This is a genomic window from Candidatus Hydrogenedentota bacterium (genome assembly GCA_019637335.1).
In the GTDB taxonomy this organism is placed as follows: domain Bacteria; phylum Hydrogenedentota; class Hydrogenedentia; order Hydrogenedentales; family JAEUWI01; genus JAEUWI01.
This window is the reverse complement of sequence record JAHBVV010000002.1, coordinates 384983-401311: the sequence shown is the minus strand read 5'-3', so window position 1 is coordinate 401311 and position 16329 is coordinate 384983. Positions and strand designations below refer to the sequence as shown.

The following is a 16329-nucleotide window of genomic DNA, read 5'->3' as shown; positions in this document are numbered from 1 at the left end:
GGGTCTTGGTTCCTTTGTAGTACGACGATTGGAGGGGGGCGTAGGAGGACAGGGGGCCATGCCAAGGTATATGGAATTGTAACAGTTTAGCCGTCTGAAGCAAAGAAGATTGTCAACCACGAATGAACACAAATTCACACGAATAAGAGAGATTATTGAGCGGGTTCGAAGACTCGTAACACGTTAGCGGAATGAAGCACCCACCGCCGTGGAAGCGATTCTCGGTCAAGACCGGCGTGAATAGCAGGATCGTGGACATTCCGTCCGCGGCAAAGAGAGCTCGGGACAAAATGAGACGCGATAGGTCTGGAATAGAAACCCGGTGCCCCCAGTAGCGGAAAGTACTGGGGACCCGTGCCTCTTCAAGTAGACATCGATCACGAGATGTCATGCGCTCGTCCTGCCGCGGACAAAAATGTCCGCGATCCTTTGCGCCTTACGGCGCGGTGGACAGCCGGGACGGCCATCCTACATTTGCGCCTTCGGCGCTGAACACAGCCGGGACGGCTGTGCCACTTTCCTTGCGAGGTGGTTATGCTGGGGTGAGGGGAACTTTTTGGAGGTGGGCTCACGTTGCCGCGGACACGAATGTCCGCGATCCTTTGCCGCGCTTCCTCGGATATTATCGGTCCGTTCGTGCTGTTTCCGCGTGTTGCTGCTTCAGGCGGCTAAAATGTTACATGGAATTGAGCCGAGTCGGGATGGGGGGTTGATGCGCGGGGGGGATTGGATCGGGGGCCACAAAGAACACAGAGAACACAAAAGTTTTGTTTGACCCGGGAATGGAGTCAGCGCGGCGATTGGCGGCGATCTGGAATATTGACCACGGATTACACGGATCGCACGGATAGAGAAGGAATTCGATGGGTTCCAACCGCGATTGGTCACGAATGAAGGTAGTATAGATTCGCGTCCGGATTCCGAGGGTGCGTTGGTGGCGTTGATGGGCTGTTCGAAGGCACCGCTCGCGTTGCCTCGGCTTGGAAGGCCAGGCCACGTTGGCGGACGTTGAGGGATTGTGGATTTGCCGTGGCCGCGGGAATTATCCGGGTGTTATTCGGGCTGTGGTTGGGGCTCGTCCTGGTTCTTTCCGCGGAGCAGTTTTCGAAATGGCGCGAGGACACCGCGCTTTTTTTCGGGCTGTCCGGCCAGTTCGGGGGGGTGCTCCGGCCCTCGCCCGCCGTCGAGGTACTCGACATCGTAGAACGCGTCCGCGGGGGGCGCTGGCGGTGTGAACTCCACGGAAGCGCCGGCGACACCCTCCGGCGGGCCGTCCGGGGCCGCGTTCCCCCTGGTGTTTCGCCGCGGGTCTGGAATCGTATCACGGGATTGGGCGGGGACCGGTTGCTCCTGAATGGGGGGGGCGCGGAGGAAGTCGGGAGAAGGCGTGGCGTCCGCAATGGTGGCGGGTAGCACCAGGACGTCTTCTGGTTCTGGGGCGGGCTCGAGCTTGTATTCGTTCGGGCCGAGTATGGCGATGAGGTAGCGCCCCGCGCCGCCGCCGGTGAAGGCGCCGTTGTCGGGATTGTAGCGTTGCCCGGCGATGGGCAGCCATCCGCTCTCCTGGCTGTAGGTGTAGAGGCGCAGCTGGTTCTGATGGCGTGCTTCACAGATATCCTCGGGCACGTAGAGCTCGACGCTCCAGGCGTGATTGGGCGCGGGGCCGTCAAAGATCGGTCGGATTGCCGGTCCGAAGGGCACGCGCCCGCCGGGGTAGGGCCGTGGCGGTTCCGGGATGGCCTCCATCTTCACGGCGCCGGGCCGGTCCATGGAGAGCGCGCAGAAACCCAACACGCCGGGCGCGCCGAGAGCGACCTGGCTCCCGAAGCCCACGGCGGCGTTTCGAATGACGTCGCTGTGCTGAAAATGGGTCCTTTTCATGCGCCGGTCGAGGAAGAGGCCCATTTGGTCGGCGAAATTCGGGGAAGCGGGGTTTTCGCTGGCGCCGAAAGGTACGATGCTGGCGGCGCGGGTTTCCGGCGTGAACTGAACGGTCATGGCGAAGCCGTAGCTGAAGTTGGCATGCCACTGGCGGTTTGCGAAAGCGGCGTTTCCGGCGTAAAAAAGCGAGTCGCCGGCGCTTGCGCCCGGCATGGCCTCGTTGCGGTTGCCGCGGTGGATGCGGTGCACCTGTCCCCAGGGCACGGCTACGGCGTTGAAGTCATTGCGCATGACGCGGGCGGCTTCGGCGGCGGCGTCCAGGGCGTAGCCCTGTGCCTGTTCGGAATTGGCGAGCAGGGCCTGGTAGAGGCCGGCCTCGTTCTGAAACTGGGCGGCGTGGCGCTTGAGCATCAAGTTCCACCAGATCGTGTAGAAGGCCGTGGCTTGGCTGTCCGGGTTGGCCTGAAGGTCCCAGCCGCGCAGCAGGGCGAGGGCGGCGGCGAGGTCGGGGTGGGAGCGCTTGACGACATTGGCGCGGGCCTCGGCCATGCGCAGGAGCAGCGGGACCATGTCGACGGCGGCGGGGACGAGGGTGTCGAAGTGCATGGCGCGCATGTCGGCGAAGGAGTAGCGCCCGGCGGCGAGGAGTTGGTTGACGCGGAAGACGCGGTAACTTGGCAACTCGGGCGCGAGCCAGCTGGGCCAGGCGGCGGGATCGAGCTTGCTATTGGACGTGGCGAGCGACGGGGGCGTCCCGCAGGCCTGGAGGAAGCCGCTTTCCGGGCTGGTGATCTGGGGCAGTTGCTGGAAGGGTATGATGGCCTGCCAGGCCCAGAGATCGCGGGCGGCGGCCTGGGGGACGGCCCAGTTCACGGGGCGGGGTTCGTTATCGGCCAGGGCGGCGTTCTTGTTGCCCGTGCGCGCGTTGTAGGCGTAGAAGAGCTCGCCGGCCTTGTCCGCGTAGAGGATCTGGAAATTGCCGAGCTGCTGCATGGCGGCGGCGGCGCGGAAGGAGTCGAGGTTGGTGGCCTGGCCCATCATCATGAGCTGGCGGAGCCCGCCGAATTGCTGGAAGTTGCCGTTTCGCCAGGAGTAGAGGCGTCCGTCGGCGCCCTCAAAGATGGGGCCGCGCGCGCCAATGTGGGAGGGAACGGCGCGCTCGACGAGCCCGGAGGCGGTGCGCACGTAGTAGGGCTTTGCGGCGGCCATAAAGGTGAGGAGGGGCGCAACGTCCTGGATGGCCGATGGAATGGAGATGCTTGCGGGATTCCGGGCCGGGCCGCTCAGGTCCTCCTGGAAGAAGTCCGCGGTGTCGGCGCGGTTTGGGGTGAGGGCCCAACCCAGGTGTTCATTGTGGCCCATCATGAGCGCGGGCACGCCGTAGAGGGTGGCGCCGGCCCAGTTGACGCCGCCGACCATAAGATGCGCTTCGTACCAGCGGTAGGGCCCGGTGTGGTGCTGGAAGGGGGCCATGGCGAGGATGGCCGCGCCTTCCTGGGTTCGTTCGGGGGCGAGCGCCCAGGCGTTGGCGCGTTCGAGGGGCGGCGGCGGCCCGTATACGCCGGGGAGGTCGAAGGGAGCGGAGGCGACCATGAGGTAGTGCCACCAGGCGAGTACATCCTTGGGTTGCACCCCCTCGGCCCAGGCGGGGGCGAGGTGCTGGTTTTCCAGCAGCCAGGCATTGACGCCGAGCGCGAAGCCTTCGCAGAGATCGCGGGTCAGGGGATCGGCGGTGGCGAAGGCGGCGGCGGCGACTTCGGCGTTGGCGATCTTGACCGCGAAGGCGTCACTTTCGGCGAAGGGTTCGCCGCCGACTTCCGCGGCGCGTCCCAGGGCGACCCGGTAGGCCATGAGCATGGGTTCGAGGTGGTCCTGGGCCTGTGCGTATCCGAAGGCGAAGGCCATGCCGCGGGCCGACGCGGATTGGATGTGCGGGACGCCGTAGCTGTCGCGATATAAAGTGGTTTCATTCCACATGGCGGCCGGATCGTTGGGTGGCTGGGCGGCGGCCGAGAAGGCCAGGGCGAGCGCGGTGGCCCAGATGGCGGCGCGGAGCCGGGCGGGGGCGGCCGGGTGGTGGTGCTTCATGGCGTTCTCCCGTGGATCTTCCGTATCGGGCTGGAGTTAAGCGCCACGCTTGTGGCGGGGCCTCAGCGCCCGACCGCTCATGATAAGGGATTTGGGGGACTTGGGCAAGTTGTGAATTGTGCGTTGTGAACTGTGCGTGGGAAATGCGTTGATTGCGTGATGAGGAAGTAACCGCTGGGGTTCGGGGGTCGTGCTGGTTTGGGGTGTCCTGGGGACGGGCACACGAATCGGCGTTGCCGAATCGCGTGGCACGGGAAATGAGGGGCGGCTTTTGTGGAGTGGGGGGATGGGGAAGCTGCGGGGGGCGTCAGACGAAGCCGCGTTTTCGCTTTCGGGGGTTCTGGTGGGCGATGATGCGGTCGTAGATGGTCTTGCGGTTGGATTCGAGGAGTTTGCGCTCGTCGGGCCAGAACATGGCGGGTAGGGCGTCCAGCGGGGCCCAAATGAGCTCGTCGTGGTGCTCGGTGTCGAGGATGGTTCCTTCGATCTGGCTGGTAAGGAAGAGGAGGTAGTGGTTGATGGACCACTTATCCTTTTCTTCACTGAGGCGCTCGAGAACGGCCAAATCGCCGATGAGGGCGAGATCGTTGAGTCCCGATTCCTCCTGGATTTCTCGGCGCGCGCCTTCTTCGAGGGATTCGCCGGCATCGACGCCGCCTTTGGGGAGCACGTAGCCGCTACATCCCTTCTCGTGGACCAGGGCGACGAGGAGGGCTCCGCGCTCAATGCGAATGATCACGCCGCCGGCGGATACACGCTCCGGTAGCGCTCCGGGGCGCGTGTACCAGGACTCGTCGATGCGTTCGGGCACGGTGGCGTTCTCCGGGCGGGCGCTTTCCGCAGGGCGGTTCAGTGGTACGAGTGGCGCGCGCTTGCCCGGAGGCGGGCGGTTGCGCGGGCCAGGGCGACTTCGGCGCGGGCGAACTCGATGGAGTCGGCCGGGCGCCGGAGCAGCTCGCGGGCCTGCTCCAGATCGGCCTCGGCGCGTTCCTTGTCGATGTCCTCCTGGGCCTCAAAGGTGTCGGCCAGGATGCGGATGGCGTCCTCGCGGACTTCGACGAAGCCGCCGTGCACCGCGAAGAAGTGTTCGGCGTCGCTGGCGTCTCGGATAGTTAGCACACCGGGGATGAGTGTGCTCAGCGTTGGGGTATGGCCTGGATAGACCGTGAAGACCCCCGATTCGCCGGGAATGACCGCCTCGCGAATCTCGTATTCGACCAGTTCGCGGCCGGGCGAGCACAGCTCGAATTTGAGGGTCGTGTTTTCCATCGTCACGCGCTCTTGTCCAGTTTACCCGCTTTTTCAAGCACTTCCTCAATGGCGCCGCAGTAGAGGAACGCGCTTTCGGGGAGATCGTCGTGTTCGCCTTCGAGGATGGCCTTTGCGCTGCGCACGGTATCGGCGACGGAGACGAATTTTCCGGCCATGCCGGTGAATTGTTCGGCGACGAAGAAGGGCTGCGACAGGAAACGCTGAATGCGGCGCGCGCGCGCGACGGTCTTCTTGTCGTCCTCGGAGAGTTCGTCCATGCCGAGAATGGCGATGATGTCCTGGAGGTCCTTGTAGCGCTGGAGCAGCTCCTGGACGCCACGGGCTACCTGGTAGTGCTCATCGCCGAGGATGCGGGGGTCAAGAATGCGGCTGGTGGAGTCGAGCGGGTCCACGGCGGGGTAGATGCCGAGCTCGGCGATCTGGCGGGAGAGCACGGTGGTGGCGTCGAGGTGCGCGAAGGTGGTTGCGGGCGCGGGGTCGGTCAGATCGTCCGCGGGCACGTATACGGCCTGGACGGAGGTGATGGAGCCCTTCTTGGTGGTGGTGATGCGTTCCTGGAGCTCGCCCATTTCGGACGCGAGTGTGGGCTGGTATCCCACGGCGCTCGGCATGCGGCCGAGGAGGGCGGACACTTCGGAGCCGGCCTGGGTGAATCGGAAGATGTTGTCGATGAAGAGGAGCACGTCCTGGCCTTCCTCGTCGCGGAAGTACTCGGCGGCGGTGAGGCCGGTGAGCGCGACGCGTGCGCGGGCTCCGGGGGGCTCGGTCATCTGGCCGTAGATGAGGGCGGCCTTGTCGATAACGCCGGACTCCTTCATTTCGAGCCAGAGGTCGTTGCCTTCGCGGGTACGCTCGCCCACGCCGGCAAAGACGGAGTAGCCGCCGTGCTGTTTGGCGACGTTGTTGATGAGCTCCATAATGAGCACGGTTTTGCCCACGCCCGCGCCGCCGAAGAGGCCGGTCTTCCCGCCCTTGCAGTAGGGCGCGAGCAGGTCGATGACCTTGATGCCGGTCTCGAACATTTCGGTGGAGGTGTCGAGGTCCTCGAAGCTGGGGGCGGGGCGGTGTATGGGCCAGCGGGTTTCGGCATTCACGGGCCCGAGCGCGTCGACGGGCTCGCCGATGACGTTGAGAATGCGGCCGAGGATGTCCTTGCCGACGGGGGTGGTGATGAAGGATCCGGTGTCGGCCGCCTCCATGCCGCGGACGAGGCCGTCGGTGCTGTCCATGGCGACGGCGCGGACGGTGTTCTCGCCGAGGTGCTGGGCGACTTCGCAGATCAGGGTGCTGCCGTCCTGCCGCGCGATGGACAGGGCCTGGTAGATGGGGGGCAGGCTTCCGGGTTCGAAGCGCACGTCCACGACGGGACCGATGACCTGGGAAATGCGGCCTGTGTTCATTTGTTTCTCCACATACTCTTTCGTGTGCCGGAGCGCGGGCGTCGCATTCGTGTGCGCGCCTGTTTCCGGGTCTGTTTCTTTATTCGATCGCCAAGCGGGGCGTTCGCCCGCTATTTAGAGCGCCTCGGCTCCGCTGATCACTTCGATGAGCTCGGTGGTGATCGCGTTCTGCCGCGCGCGGTTGTACTGCAGGGTCAGTTTCCCGATAACTTCGCCGGCGTTTCGGGTGGCGGCGTCCATGGCGGTCATGCGCGCGCCGAGTTCGCTGGCGGAGGATTCCAGGAGGATGCGGTGTACCTGTATCTCGAGGTTTTGCACCAGCAGGGCCTCGAAGATGGCTTCGTCCGACGGCTCGTAGAGGTAGTCGAGCGGTTTCGCTTGCTCGCCGCCGCCGCCGCCCGCGGGGGCTTCGGGCTCGAAGGGAAGCAGGCGATCCAGCGTCACGGCCTGCTGGACGGCGGACTTGAACTCGTTGTAGACGACGAAGACTTCGCCGATCTTACCGAGCGCGAATTCCCGGGAGATATCCTGGACGATGGTCTGTGCCAGCGTGGCGGGCTGATCGGCCATGCCGGTGTAATTATGGCGTATGGTGACCGGGCGGCGCTTCAGCGCTTCCAGGCCCTTCCTGCCGGCCACGATCAGTTCGACCTGGCGCCCCTTGAATTTGTTCTCGGCGACGGCAAGCGCGCGGTTGACAATATTCGTATTGAATCCGCCGCAGAGCCCTTTGTCGGAGGTGACGACGATCAGCGCCACCGTGTCGGGGTCGCCGCCGCGGAGGAGTGGATGCCCTTCAAACTCGGAGCGGCGCGTGAGGCTGTCCACGAGGGCGCGCATGCGGGCGGCGTAGGGGCGGGCCTGGGTGATTGCGGCCTGGGCGCGGCGCAGCTTTGACGCCGCGACCATTTTCATGGCTTTGGTGATCTTCTGCGTGCTCTTTACGCTGCCGATGCGGCGTTTTATGTCGCGAAGGTTTGCCATGGCCTAGTTGATTTCCACGGTTCCACGGTGGCGAACTTCGAACTGCTGCGTGAATTCCTTCAGGGCGGCGTCGAGCTTTGGCTTGAGATCCTTGGTGATTTCGCGGTTCGCGCGGAGGTCTTCCATGAGATCGCGGGCGTCGGTTTCGAAGTAATGATAGAGTTCGTCCTCGTAGCGGTGCACGGCGGCGACGGGTACGTTGTTCAGGTAGCCGGAGGTGGCGGCGTAGATGATGAGGACCTGCTTTTCGACGGCGAGGGGCCGGTATTGCGGCTGCTTGAGGATTTCCACGAGGCGCCGGCCGAGGTTGAGCTGCAACTGGGTGGCGCGGTCGAGGTCGCTGCCGAACTGGGCGAAGGCTTCGAGTTCCCGGAACTGCGCCAGGTCGAGGCGGAGGGTGCCGGAGACTTTTTTCATGGCCTTGATCTGGGCGTTGCCGCCGACGCGGGAGACGGAGATACCGGCGTTGATGGCGGGGCGCACACCGGAGTAGAAGAGATCGCTTTCCAGGAAGATCTGGCCGTCGGTGATGGAGATGACGTTGGTCGGGATGTATGCGGAGACGTCGCCGGCCTGGGTTTCAATAATGGGCAGGGCGGTGAGGCTTCCGCCGCCGCGCTCGCCGCTCATTTTGGCTGCGCGCTCGAGCAGGCGGGAGTGGAGGTAGAAGACGTCGCCCGGATAGGCTTCGCGGCCCGGGGGGCGGCGCAGGAGGAGCGAGAGCTGGCGGTAGGCCACGGCGTGTTTCGAGAGGTCGTCAAAGATTATCAGGACGTGCTTGCCGCGGTCGCGGAAGTATTCGCCCATGGCGGAACCGGCATAGGGCGCGATGTACTGGAGGGGCGCGGGCACGGAAGCGGAAGCCGCCACGACGATGGTGTAGTTCATCGCGCCGTGGCTGGTGAGCTCGCTGACGACGCGGGCGACCGTGGAGCGCTTCTGCCCGATGGCGACGTAGATGCAGATCACATCCTCGTTTCGCTGGTTGATGATGGTGTCAATCGCAATGGCGGTCTTACCGGTCTGGCGGTCGCCGATGATCAGCTCTCGCTGGCCTCGTCCGATGGGGGTCATGGCGTCGACGGCCTTGATGCCGGTCTGGAGGGGCTCGCAAACGGGCTGGCGATCGACGATGCCCGGGGCGAGGCGCTCGACGGGATTGAATTCGGTGGTTTCGATGGGCCCGCGCCCGTCGATGGGGTCGCCCAGGGCGTTAACGACGCGCCCGATGAGGGCGTCGCCGACGGGCACCGAAGTGATGGCTCCGGTGCGCTTAACGGTGTCGCCTTCGGCGACTTTTTCGTACTCGCCGAAGAGCACGACGCCGACATTGTCCTCTTCGAGGTTGAGGGCCATGCCCTTAACGCCGTGGGGGAATTCGAGGGTTTCGCCGGCCATGACGTTTTCGAGGCCGAAGATACGGGCGATACCGTCGCCCGCCTGGATGACCGTGCCCACTTCGGCGACGTCCACCTTGGAGTCGAAGCCGGCGATCTGTTGTTTGATGATTTCCGTGATTTCAGTAGCGTGGATTTTCATCCGCCTAGATTCTCCTCTGGCAGCAGGGATTGTTTGAGACGCCGGATCCGGGCGCGGAGGCTTCCGTCGATGATTTTGCCTTCAATTCGCGTAACCACGCCGCCGAGCAGCCTGGGGTTGACCGAGAAATCGGCGCGCACGCTCTTCCCGGTGAAGCGTTCGAGGGCGAGCCGCAATTGCTCGGCCTGGTCCGGGGAGAGTTCCGATGCGGTGGTTACGGCTGCGCCCGCCCGGCCGAGGTGGGCGTCCGCCATGGCCGAGTAGAGCTCGGCGACATCCGGGAGTATGGAGATGCGGCCGCGGCGCAGCATGGTGTGAAGGAGTTCGCGGACGTGCCGCGGCGCCCCTTCCCTTTCGAGGACGGACTCCAAGACGGCGGCCCGCTGATCGGCCGGAATGGCGGGATTTGACAGTACGCTGCGGAGGCCGTGTTGCGCGGCATAGAGCTTGCCGAGATCACGGAGGCTGGCCGCGGCTTCGTCGCGGTTGGCCTCCTCGGGAAGTGCGCGGTCGAGCCCGCGCGCGTAGCGATTTGCGATGAGATAGTTTTTCACCGTTTCGCCTCCAGCTCTTCCAGGAAATCGTCGAGGAGGGGGTCGGCGCTCTGGTCATGGCGGGCTTGTTGGACGCGGGCGGTCAATTCTTCAATTGCGGCGTTGACGAGGCGTCTCTTGACCGCGAGCTCCGCATTGTGCACGGCGGCCTTTTTTCGCTCGACGAGTTCGCGCTCCTGGAGCCCGAGGCTGTAGTGGTTTGCCTCGGCGAGTTCGTGCAGGTCCTTTTCAAGCCGGCGTTCGGTTTCGCCATGCACGCGCATTTCGGTTTCGGGGAGGCGATCAATGGAGACTTCGGCGGCGGCCTTGCGCGCGACGGCGGTCTTCCGGGATCGGGCCGACTGGCTCAGCTTCTCGCGAATTCCTTCGATTTGTTCGTCCAGGAAAGCGCGGAGCGGCGCGCGGCCGAGGCGCACGGCGAGAACGATGACGAGGCCGGAATTGAAGAACTCGAAGAACAGGCTGTACAGCTCTCTCCGGTGTTGTTCGGCCTGGAAGTCTTCCGAGGCGGTGTAGGCCTCGACAAAGGCCACGCGATCGGCGAGATGGGGGTCCGCGGCGAGGTCGGCCAGGTGGGGGCGCTGCGCGTAGAGCTTGTACTCGTGGCTCTTTATGATCTCGATGTAGTGCTCGTGCTCGTGCCGGTTCGCCTCCATGTAGGCGTCGGAGAGCCCCGGCGGGCCGAGGAGCCAATTGCCCGCAATCCAGCCGGCTATGGCGCAGAGGCCCAGGCGGAGCAGGAATTTCTTGGTATCGGGGCTCACGGGCTACTCCAGTTCCAGTTTCTTGGCCATGGCGTTTGCGATTTCGTGGGCCAGGGGGCCGAACTGATCGCGCTGGCTGTTTACGTCGCTTCGGATTTCCTTGCGCAGCGCCTGCAGATCCTCGTCCGCGCGTTTCTTGAAGGCGTCGACCTGGGCCTGGTGTTGCTCCTGGGCGGCGCGCCGGGCGCGGGTGATATGCACATTGGCCTCCCGGTGTATTGCCGCGAGCCGGCGCTTGTACTCGTCCTCGATCCGTTCGGCGTCGGCGCTTGCTTCGCGCGCCACGGCCCGGTCCTCGGCCATCTTCTGCTCTCGCTGGTCCATGAGGGCAAGCACGGGCCGAAAGATGAACCGGTGCATTGCCCACAGGAAGGCCAGAAACATGGCCAGGAGTACGAAGAGGGTGAGGTTGATGGTAACCATGGTGCTGCGAAATCCCGGATCAGGTAATCACGAAGAGCATGAGCAGGGCGATAACGAGCGAGTAGATGCCGGTGGATTCGGAAACGGCCTGGCCGATGAGCATGGTTCGGGTGAGGAGGCCGGCGTCCTGGGGGGAGCGCCCGATGGCTTCGCAGGCCTTGCCGGCGGCGAAACCTTCGCCGATGCCGGGCCCGATGGCTCCGAAGCCCATGCAGATGCCGGCTCCGATAAGCGCGCCGGCTTTCATGATGTCGGCGCCGTCGATGCCGGTGGCGGCCTGGGGGGCCTGTGCCGCGACGGTGTTCAGAATCGTCACGATGGTGGTCGGGTCGATCATGGTCATGTTCCTTTATCAGGGCCCGGGGGGCCGTGTTTTCTTACAAAGTCCAACCCGCGATACGCGGGATCAAGCAACAACGTAGAGGAGCGCCAGCGCGATAATAAGCGCGTAGATGGCGGTGGATTGTGAAACGGCCTGGCCGATGAGCATGGTGCGCAGGATCAGGGTGTCCTTGGAGGGCCTGGCGGCGGTGGCGGCGCATCCGCTGGCGGCGGTGAGGCCCGAGCCGATGCCCGGGCCGATGCCGCCGAATCCGACGGCTACGGCGGCGCCGAAGGTCTTGGCGAAGCCGATAAGGCCCGGGTCGAGGTCGCCCATGGCGAAGAGCATGATGAATGCGACGAGCATGCCGAAAATCGCGGGGGTTTCGCAGACGGCCTGGCCGATGAGCATGGTGCGCAGGGTTACCCCGTAGGCGAGGGGCCAGCGGCCGATGCCGTCGACGGCGCCGCCGGCGGCGCGTCCCGAGCCGATGCCCGATCCGAGCGCGCTGGCTCCCATGGCGAGCCCGGCCCCGATGCATATGCCCATGGTGGGGAGATCGGTGCCTTCGCGGGCGGCGAGGACGAGTATCAGGGCGACGACGAGCGCGAAGATGCTGGGGGATTGCGCGACGGCCTGGCCGATGATCATGGATTGGGTGGCGTTGCTTGCGCGGCGGGGATTGCGCGCGACGCCGTCGCAGGCGCTGGCGGCGGGCCATCCACATCCGAGGCCGCTGCCGAAGGCCCCGAGACCTACGGCGAGGCCGGCGCCGATCATGGCGGCGAAGTAGTTGCCGCCGACGACTTCAGGCGCGGCGGGCGGCACGAAGAGGATAAGCATGCCGACGACGAGGGCGAAGATGGAGGGGCTGCCGCCGACGGCCTGGCCGATGAGCATGGTGCGGAGCATTTCGCCCTGCACACGGGGCTGGCGCATCATGGCGAAATTGGCCTGCGCGGCGGCGTTGCCCATGCCTATGGCGGCTCCGACTCCCCCGAGTCCGAGGGCGAGCCCGGCTCCGGCGTAGTTGCCGAGCAACATCCATGTATGCGGTTCAAGTTCCACTGGTAACCCTTGCCTGGACGCAGGCGCGATCTGGTTTGGCGGCGGGGCGCGGCCACCGTTTTATTTGATGGCGACTGCGATATACGTCAGGGTGAGCATGGTGAACACAAAGGCCTGCACCGCGCCCACGAAGAAAATGAAGAAGAGGTCCAGCCCGATGGCGAGGATGCTGAAATTGTAGACGAGATTGGAAACGACGATGATGATAATGCTGCCGCCGATAATGTTGCCGAACAAACGGAACGATATCGAGACGACCTTGGCGAGTTCGCCGATGATATTGAGCGGGAGGAAGAAGAGGGCGGAGAGCTTTCCGGCGATTTTCGCGCCGGGCGCGGCATCGGGCTGATGCCACATAGGCCCGAGCAACTCCTCGAAGTAGCCGTAGGCGCCCTTGGTCCGGATGGCGCACCAGGTGGCGATGACCATGCCGAGGATTCCGAGGCCGAGGGTGCAATTGATGTCGGCGGTCGGCTCTTCGAAATAGTGGGTGGGGACGAAGCCGATGAAGTTGCTGAGAATGAGGAATAGGAAGAGGGCGCCAATGAGGGGGAAGAAACGCCGGTTCTTCTCGCGGGTTTCGAGTTCGAGGGAACTGGTGACGAGGCCGTCAAAGATGCCGGTGAAGAGTTCGAGGCTCATCTGGGCCTGGCCGGGCACGAGTTCCCGGCGGCGGATGGCGAGCCAGGAGAGGCCGAAAATAAGGGCCATGACGACGGCGGTATTGATGACGGTGAGGACATTGATTCCGCCGAGGGGAATGGGGATATCGGTGAAGGGGATAAAATTCCAGATCAACCGTTCTCCGATGGATTCCATGGCGATCAGTCTCTCCGTCGGTTCTTGTCGAGGTTCGCGAATGCAACCGTGATCATGACGAACTTGACCAAGAAAACACCCAGCACGGCCGCGATCATGCCGTAGTAGCGTTCCGTGTCCAGGGTATAGGACCGGTAGATCGCCAGCGCATAGAAGAACAGGCGGACGAATGTCCACTTGACTGCGGTGAAGGTTATCTTATCGGGGTCCGAGGATGCAAGTTTCTGGACGGCGAACGCGTTGATCCAGAATCCGAGCACGCCGGCGATCCCTCCCATGAGGAGGCCTTTGGCGGCGGGAATATTCAGAGGCCAGAGTGCGGCGGCGCCGATGACCGTGAGAAGGAGTGTGTATTTGACGGTGGCCTGTCGGAATCGAACTAAGGTTTCCACGGTGGTATGTTCCGGTAGAGAAGGAGGCCGGTGGCGAGCGCGCCCGCCGCGACGCCCCCGATCACCCCCAGGGCGGTAAGCAGGCCGCCCGCGGCGAGCCAGCGGTCGAGTTTGTGGCCCGCCCAGAGGCCGCCCAGACAGCAGGCCACCATGGTCAGGCCGAGCTGTCCCAGCAATTGGAAGGCGCCCGCGGTGGTTTCGGGGCGTTTTGGGGATTTCATTGGATCGTCCCTCGGCGGACGGCCCCTACGGTAGCACCGGCGGGCGCCGATCCGCAAGGCGGCGCGGCGGGTTCGACGCGCGGCCCGGGGGGCCGGTACAATAGCCGGCTGTGGCTTCCGGCGCGGCGCCGGGGGCGCGCCCGAACAGGAGTTTTTCTTTGGCTATGAGACGCGTTCTTTTTGTGTGTCTGGGGAATATCTGCCGATCGCCCACGGCGGAGGGGGTGTTCCGGAAGCTCGTGGCGGATCGCGGGCTTGCGGCGAACTATGAGATTGATTCGGCGGGCACGAGCGGCTGGCACGCGGGGGAGCCGCCGGATCCGAGGAGCCAGGAGGAGGCCCGGCGTCACGGAATCGACATGAGCGGGCAGCGTTCCCGCGCGGTGACGGCGGAGGATTTTGAGCGTTTCGACTACATCGTCGCGATGGATCACGCGAACCTGCGCGAGCTCCGGAAGCGCTGTCCCGAGCATCTCCGGGACCGGTTGCACCGGCTGACGGCGTTTGCGCCGGAACTGGGTGTTCAGGAGGTTCCGGATCCGTATTACGGGCAAGGCGACGGGTTCGCGACGGTGTTCAGCATCGTTGCGACAAGCGCGGCCCGCCTGCTTGAGACGATCGAGCGCGAGCGGGCCGCGGGATGAGGCCGGGGCATGGATGATCGGGTCCGATCGGCCATTGGCGGCGCGCTGGGGCGGCCGGTGGCTTCCGCCCGGCCCCTGGGCGGCGGGTGCATTGGCGAGGTGTATGCGGTTTCGCTTGAGGGCGGCGGCGCGGCGGTCGCCAAGGTGGACGGGGGGACGTCGCCCCGGCTCGATGTTGAGGCGTACATGCTCCGGTACCTGCGGGAGCACAGTGAACTGCCCGTGCCGGCGGTTCTCCATGGTTCTCCCGGGCTGCTTGTGATGGAGTTTGTGCCGGGCGACAGCCAGTTCAATGCGCGCAGCGAGGTTCATGCGGCGGAGCTGCTTTCCGGGTTGCACGGGATTAGGGGGGCGCGCCATGGATTGGAACGGGCGACGCTGATCGGCGGTTTACGCCAGCCGAATCCGGAAACGGGTTCGTGGATCGCTTTTTTCCGGGAGCACCGGCTTCTGTATATGGCGCGGGAGGCGCATTCGGCTGGAATCATGCCGGCGCGGACGTTGGGTTGTATTCAGCGGTTCGCGGCCGATCTGGATCGGTACCTGGAGGAACCCGAGTATCCCGCGCTGCTGCACGGGGATGTTTGGACGACGAATGTGCTTGCGTCGGACGGGCGGATCACGGGGTTCCTGGATCCCGCGGTGTATTACGGGCACCCCGAGATCGAACTTGCGTTCATCACGCTGTTCAACACGTTTGGAAGCGCTTTTTTCGAGGCGTACGACGGGTTGCGAGGAATCCAGGCCGGTTTCTTCGAGGTGCGGCGCGACATCTACAACCTGTACCCCCTGCTGGTGCACACGCGGCTTTTTGGCGCGGGATACCTCGGCGGGGTAGAGCGCACGCTTTCCCGGCTTGGATATATTTCCTGACGCCTTGGGATTCGAGGTCGCAACGCGTGTACAATATGAGTGACTCCCGCTTGATCTGGGACTAACCTGCCGGGAACGCGGAACATGTCCGAGGATGACAAAATAGGCTTCTTAATCCGGCTGCTGGATGATGACTCGCCGGTCGTCCAGGAGGCGCTGGGCCGTGAATTCCTGGGGTTTGGGGCCGGATTGCACGCGCGCCTTGCCGGGGTAACCCCGGCGTTGGACGACGCCGCGCTGGCGCGGATCCAGCAGCTGGTGGGGGAAGAGGCGCGGCGCTTGTTGCGCACGTCGTGGGAGGCCTGGCTGGGATCAATAGCGATGGCGCCCCTGGAACGCCTGGAGGCGGCGTTCACCCTGATCGCGGATTTTCAGAACGGGCCGGGCCACGCGCAGTCGCTGGGGGGGCTCCTGGACGGATTGGAGGCCGAGTTCCGGCGCCGGGGGGGCACGGTGGACGAGGAGACGCTGGCGCGGTTCCTTTTCAAGGAGAAGGGCCTGGAGGGGGACCGGTCCAATTATTACCATCCGCAGAACAGCAACCTGGTGTACGTGATTGAATCGCGGCGCGGCCTTCCCATCAGCCTGGCGTGCGTGTATATGCTTGTGGGGCGGCGGCTGGGGCTGAATATCGGCGGCTGCAACTGGCCGCATCATTTCTTCGCGCGCATTGTGCTTCGCAGGAAGATCGTGCTGGTGGATTGCTTTAATGGGGGCCGGATGCTGGATCGGGAGTCGTTTCTGAAAATGCAGGGCCCTTCCCGGGAGGCGGCGGAAGCCGTTCTGGACGAGGCGGCCTCGGTGGAACAGATTGTGAGCCGGGTGCTTGGCAATCTTGTTCGGGCCTACCAGCAGGTGTCGCATGAGGCGAATTCTCGTCTCATGCTCGACTTGCTTCGGGAGACGGAGCGGCATTTTGGCGCGCGGCGGTGAGGGCCGGGGCCGGCGCCGCGCCCCGGTGCGGTTGTTGATTGGGCCGCCTGGTTCGCGGCATTGACAAGGGGCCTGGTCCAGGCCGTATAGTGGCGGTTGGGACGCCTTGTGGAGCGGGCGGGACAGAAAGTGCATTATTCGCAGTATGCGCT

General features: G+C 64.6%; 17 protein-coding genes. 3 read left to right on the top strand and 14 right to left on the bottom strand.

What is annotated here, in order from left to right; all coding sequences use genetic code 11:
• Positions 1–1053: 1053 nt before the first annotated feature.
• The 14 genes from KF886_05145 to KF886_05080 all read right to left on the bottom strand — a co-directional run bounded on the left by KF886_05145 (position 1054) and on the right by KF886_05080 (position 13727).
• Positions 1054–3969 carry a penicillin acylase family protein gene (locus KF886_05145; protein MBX3176724.1) on the bottom strand — a complete coding sequence of 972 codons (2916 nt, stop codon included), beginning with the start codon at positions 3967–3969 and terminating at the stop codon, positions 1054–1056.
• A gap of 307 nt (positions 3970–4276) precedes the next feature.
• A complete protein-coding gene (locus KF886_05140) occupies positions 4277–4768 on the bottom strand; it encodes an NUDIX hydrolase (GenBank protein ID MBX3176723.1) in 492 nt (163 codons plus the stop codon).
• 50 nt (positions 4769–4818) lie between these two features.
• Complete coding sequence (gene atpC, locus KF886_05135; protein ID MBX3176722.1) at positions 4819–5238, bottom strand: ATP synthase F1 subunit epsilon; 420 nt, start codon at positions 5236–5238, stop codon at positions 4819–4821.
• A 2-nt stretch (positions 5239–5240) separates the two neighbouring features.
• Entirely contained in the window at positions 5241–6641 is a 1401-nt protein-coding gene (atpD, locus tag KF886_05130; GenBank protein ID MBX3176721.1) for a F0F1 ATP synthase subunit beta, read from the bottom strand.
• A gap of 114 nt (positions 6642–6755) precedes the next feature.
• Positions 6756–7625 (bottom strand): ATP synthase F1 subunit gamma, encoded by an 870-nt coding sequence (gene atpG, locus KF886_05125; protein ID MBX3176720.1) that lies wholly within the window; start codon positions 7623–7625, stop codon positions 6756–6758.
• Positions 7626–7628: 3 nt separating this feature from the next.
• Positions 7629–9164 (bottom strand): F0F1 ATP synthase subunit alpha, encoded by a 1536-nt coding sequence (atpA, locus tag KF886_05120; GenBank protein MBX3176719.1) that lies wholly within the window; start codon positions 9162–9164, stop codon positions 7629–7631.
• Positions 9161–9718, bottom strand: a complete 558-nt coding sequence (atpH, locus tag KF886_05115; protein ID MBX3176718.1) for an ATP synthase F1 subunit delta — start codon at positions 9716–9718, stop codon at positions 9161–9163. The genes atpA and atpH overlap by 4 nt, the downstream gene beginning before the upstream one ends.
• Positions 9715–10482, bottom strand: a complete 768-nt coding sequence (locus tag KF886_05110) for a hypothetical protein (protein MBX3176717.1) — start codon at positions 10480–10482, stop codon at positions 9715–9717. Before KF886_05110 ends, atpH begins: the two co-directional genes overlap by 4 nt.
• A gap of 3 nt (positions 10483–10485) precedes the next feature.
• A complete protein-coding gene (locus tag KF886_05105) occupies positions 10486–10905 on the bottom strand; it encodes an ATP synthase F0 subunit B (protein ID MBX3176716.1) in 420 nt (139 codons plus the stop codon).
• Between the two features lie 19 nt (positions 10906–10924).
• Positions 10925–11242: an ATP synthase F0 subunit C gene (atpE, locus tag KF886_05100; GenBank protein MBX3176715.1), complete on the bottom strand. Its 318-nt coding sequence runs from the start codon at positions 11240–11242 to the stop codon at positions 10925–10927.
• 69 nt (positions 11243–11311) lie between these two features.
• Entirely contained in the window at positions 11312–12295 is a 984-nt protein-coding gene (locus tag KF886_05095; protein MBX3176714.1) for an ATP synthase F0 subunit C, read from the bottom strand.
• 60 nt (positions 12296–12355) lie between these two features.
• Positions 12356–13114 (bottom strand): F0F1 ATP synthase subunit A, encoded by a 759-nt coding sequence (locus KF886_05090; GenBank protein MBX3176713.1) that lies wholly within the window; start codon positions 13112–13114, stop codon positions 12356–12358.
• 5 nt (positions 13115–13119) lie between these two features.
• A complete protein-coding gene (locus tag KF886_05085) occupies positions 13120–13506 on the bottom strand; it encodes an ATP synthase subunit I (protein MBX3176712.1) in 387 nt (128 codons plus the stop codon).
• Complete coding sequence (locus KF886_05080) at positions 13494–13727, bottom strand: AtpZ/AtpI family protein (GenBank protein ID MBX3176711.1); 234 nt, start codon at positions 13725–13727, stop codon at positions 13494–13496. The genes KF886_05085 and KF886_05080 overlap by 13 nt, the downstream gene beginning before the upstream one ends.
• A gap of 164 nt (positions 13728–13891) precedes the next feature.
• Here KF886_05080 and KF886_05075 point away from each other — a divergent pair, with 164 nt between their 5' ends.
• The 3 genes from KF886_05075 (at position 13892) to KF886_05065 (ending at position 16177) form a co-directional block, all read left to right on the top strand.
• A complete protein-coding gene (locus KF886_05075) occupies positions 13892–14371 on the top strand; it encodes a low molecular weight phosphotyrosine protein phosphatase (GenBank protein ID MBX3176710.1) in 480 nt (159 codons plus the stop codon).
• A 9-nt stretch (positions 14372–14380) separates the two neighbouring features.
• Positions 14381–15244, top strand: coding sequence for a fructosamine kinase family protein (locus tag KF886_05070; protein MBX3176709.1), 864 nt, complete (start codon positions 14381–14383; stop codon positions 15242–15244).
• 84 nt (positions 15245–15328) lie between these two features.
• Entirely contained in the window at positions 15329–16177 is an 849-nt protein-coding gene (locus tag KF886_05065) for a transglutaminase family protein (GenBank protein MBX3176708.1), read from the top strand.
• Positions 16178–16329: the final 152 nt, after the last annotated feature.

What these genes read in the sequence shown, in the direction of transcription:
- atpE (MBX3176715.1), bottom strand. Translation starts at nt 11,242, where the DNA reads ATGATCGACCCGACCACCATCGTGACGATTCTGAACACCGTCGCGGCA.
- KF886_05105 (MBX3176716.1), bottom strand. Translation starts at nt 10,905, where the DNA reads ATGGTTACCATCAACCTCACCCTCTTCGTACTCCTGGCCATGTTTCTG.
- KF886_05080 (MBX3176711.1), bottom strand. Translation starts at nt 13,727, where the DNA reads ATGAAATCCCCAAAACGCCCCGAAACCACCGCGGGCGCCTTCCAATTG.
- atpG (MBX3176720.1), bottom strand. Translation starts at nt 7,625, where the DNA reads ATGGCAAACCTTCGCGACATAAAACGCCGCATCGGCAGCGTAAAGAGC.
- KF886_05090 (MBX3176713.1), bottom strand. Translation starts at nt 13,114, where the DNA reads ATGGAATCCATCGGAGAACGGTTGATCTGGAATTTTATCCCCTTCACC.
- KF886_05145 (MBX3176724.1), bottom strand. Translation starts at nt 3,969, where the DNA reads ATGAAGCACCACCACCCGGCCGCCCCCGCCCGGCTCCGCGCCGCCATC.
- atpD (MBX3176721.1), bottom strand. Translation starts at nt 6,641, where the DNA reads ATGAACACAGGCCGCATTTCCCAGGTCATCGGTCCCGTCGTGGACGTG.
- atpC (MBX3176722.1), bottom strand. Translation starts at nt 5,238, where the DNA reads ATGGAAAACACGACCCTCAAATTCGAGCTGTGCTCGCCCGGCCGCGAA.
- KF886_05065 (MBX3176708.1), top strand. Translation starts at nt 15,329, where the DNA reads ATGTCCGAGGATGACAAAATAGGCTTCTTAATCCGGCTGCTGGATGAT.
- KF886_05075 (MBX3176710.1), top strand. Translation starts at nt 13,892, where the DNA reads ATGAGACGCGTTCTTTTTGTGTGTCTGGGGAATATCTGCCGATCGCCC.
- KF886_05070 (MBX3176709.1), top strand. Translation starts at nt 14,381, where the DNA reads ATGGATGATCGGGTCCGATCGGCCATTGGCGGCGCGCTGGGGCGGCCG.
- atpA (MBX3176719.1), bottom strand. Translation starts at nt 9,164, where the DNA reads ATGAAAATCCACGCTACTGAAATCACGGAAATCATCAAACAACAGATC.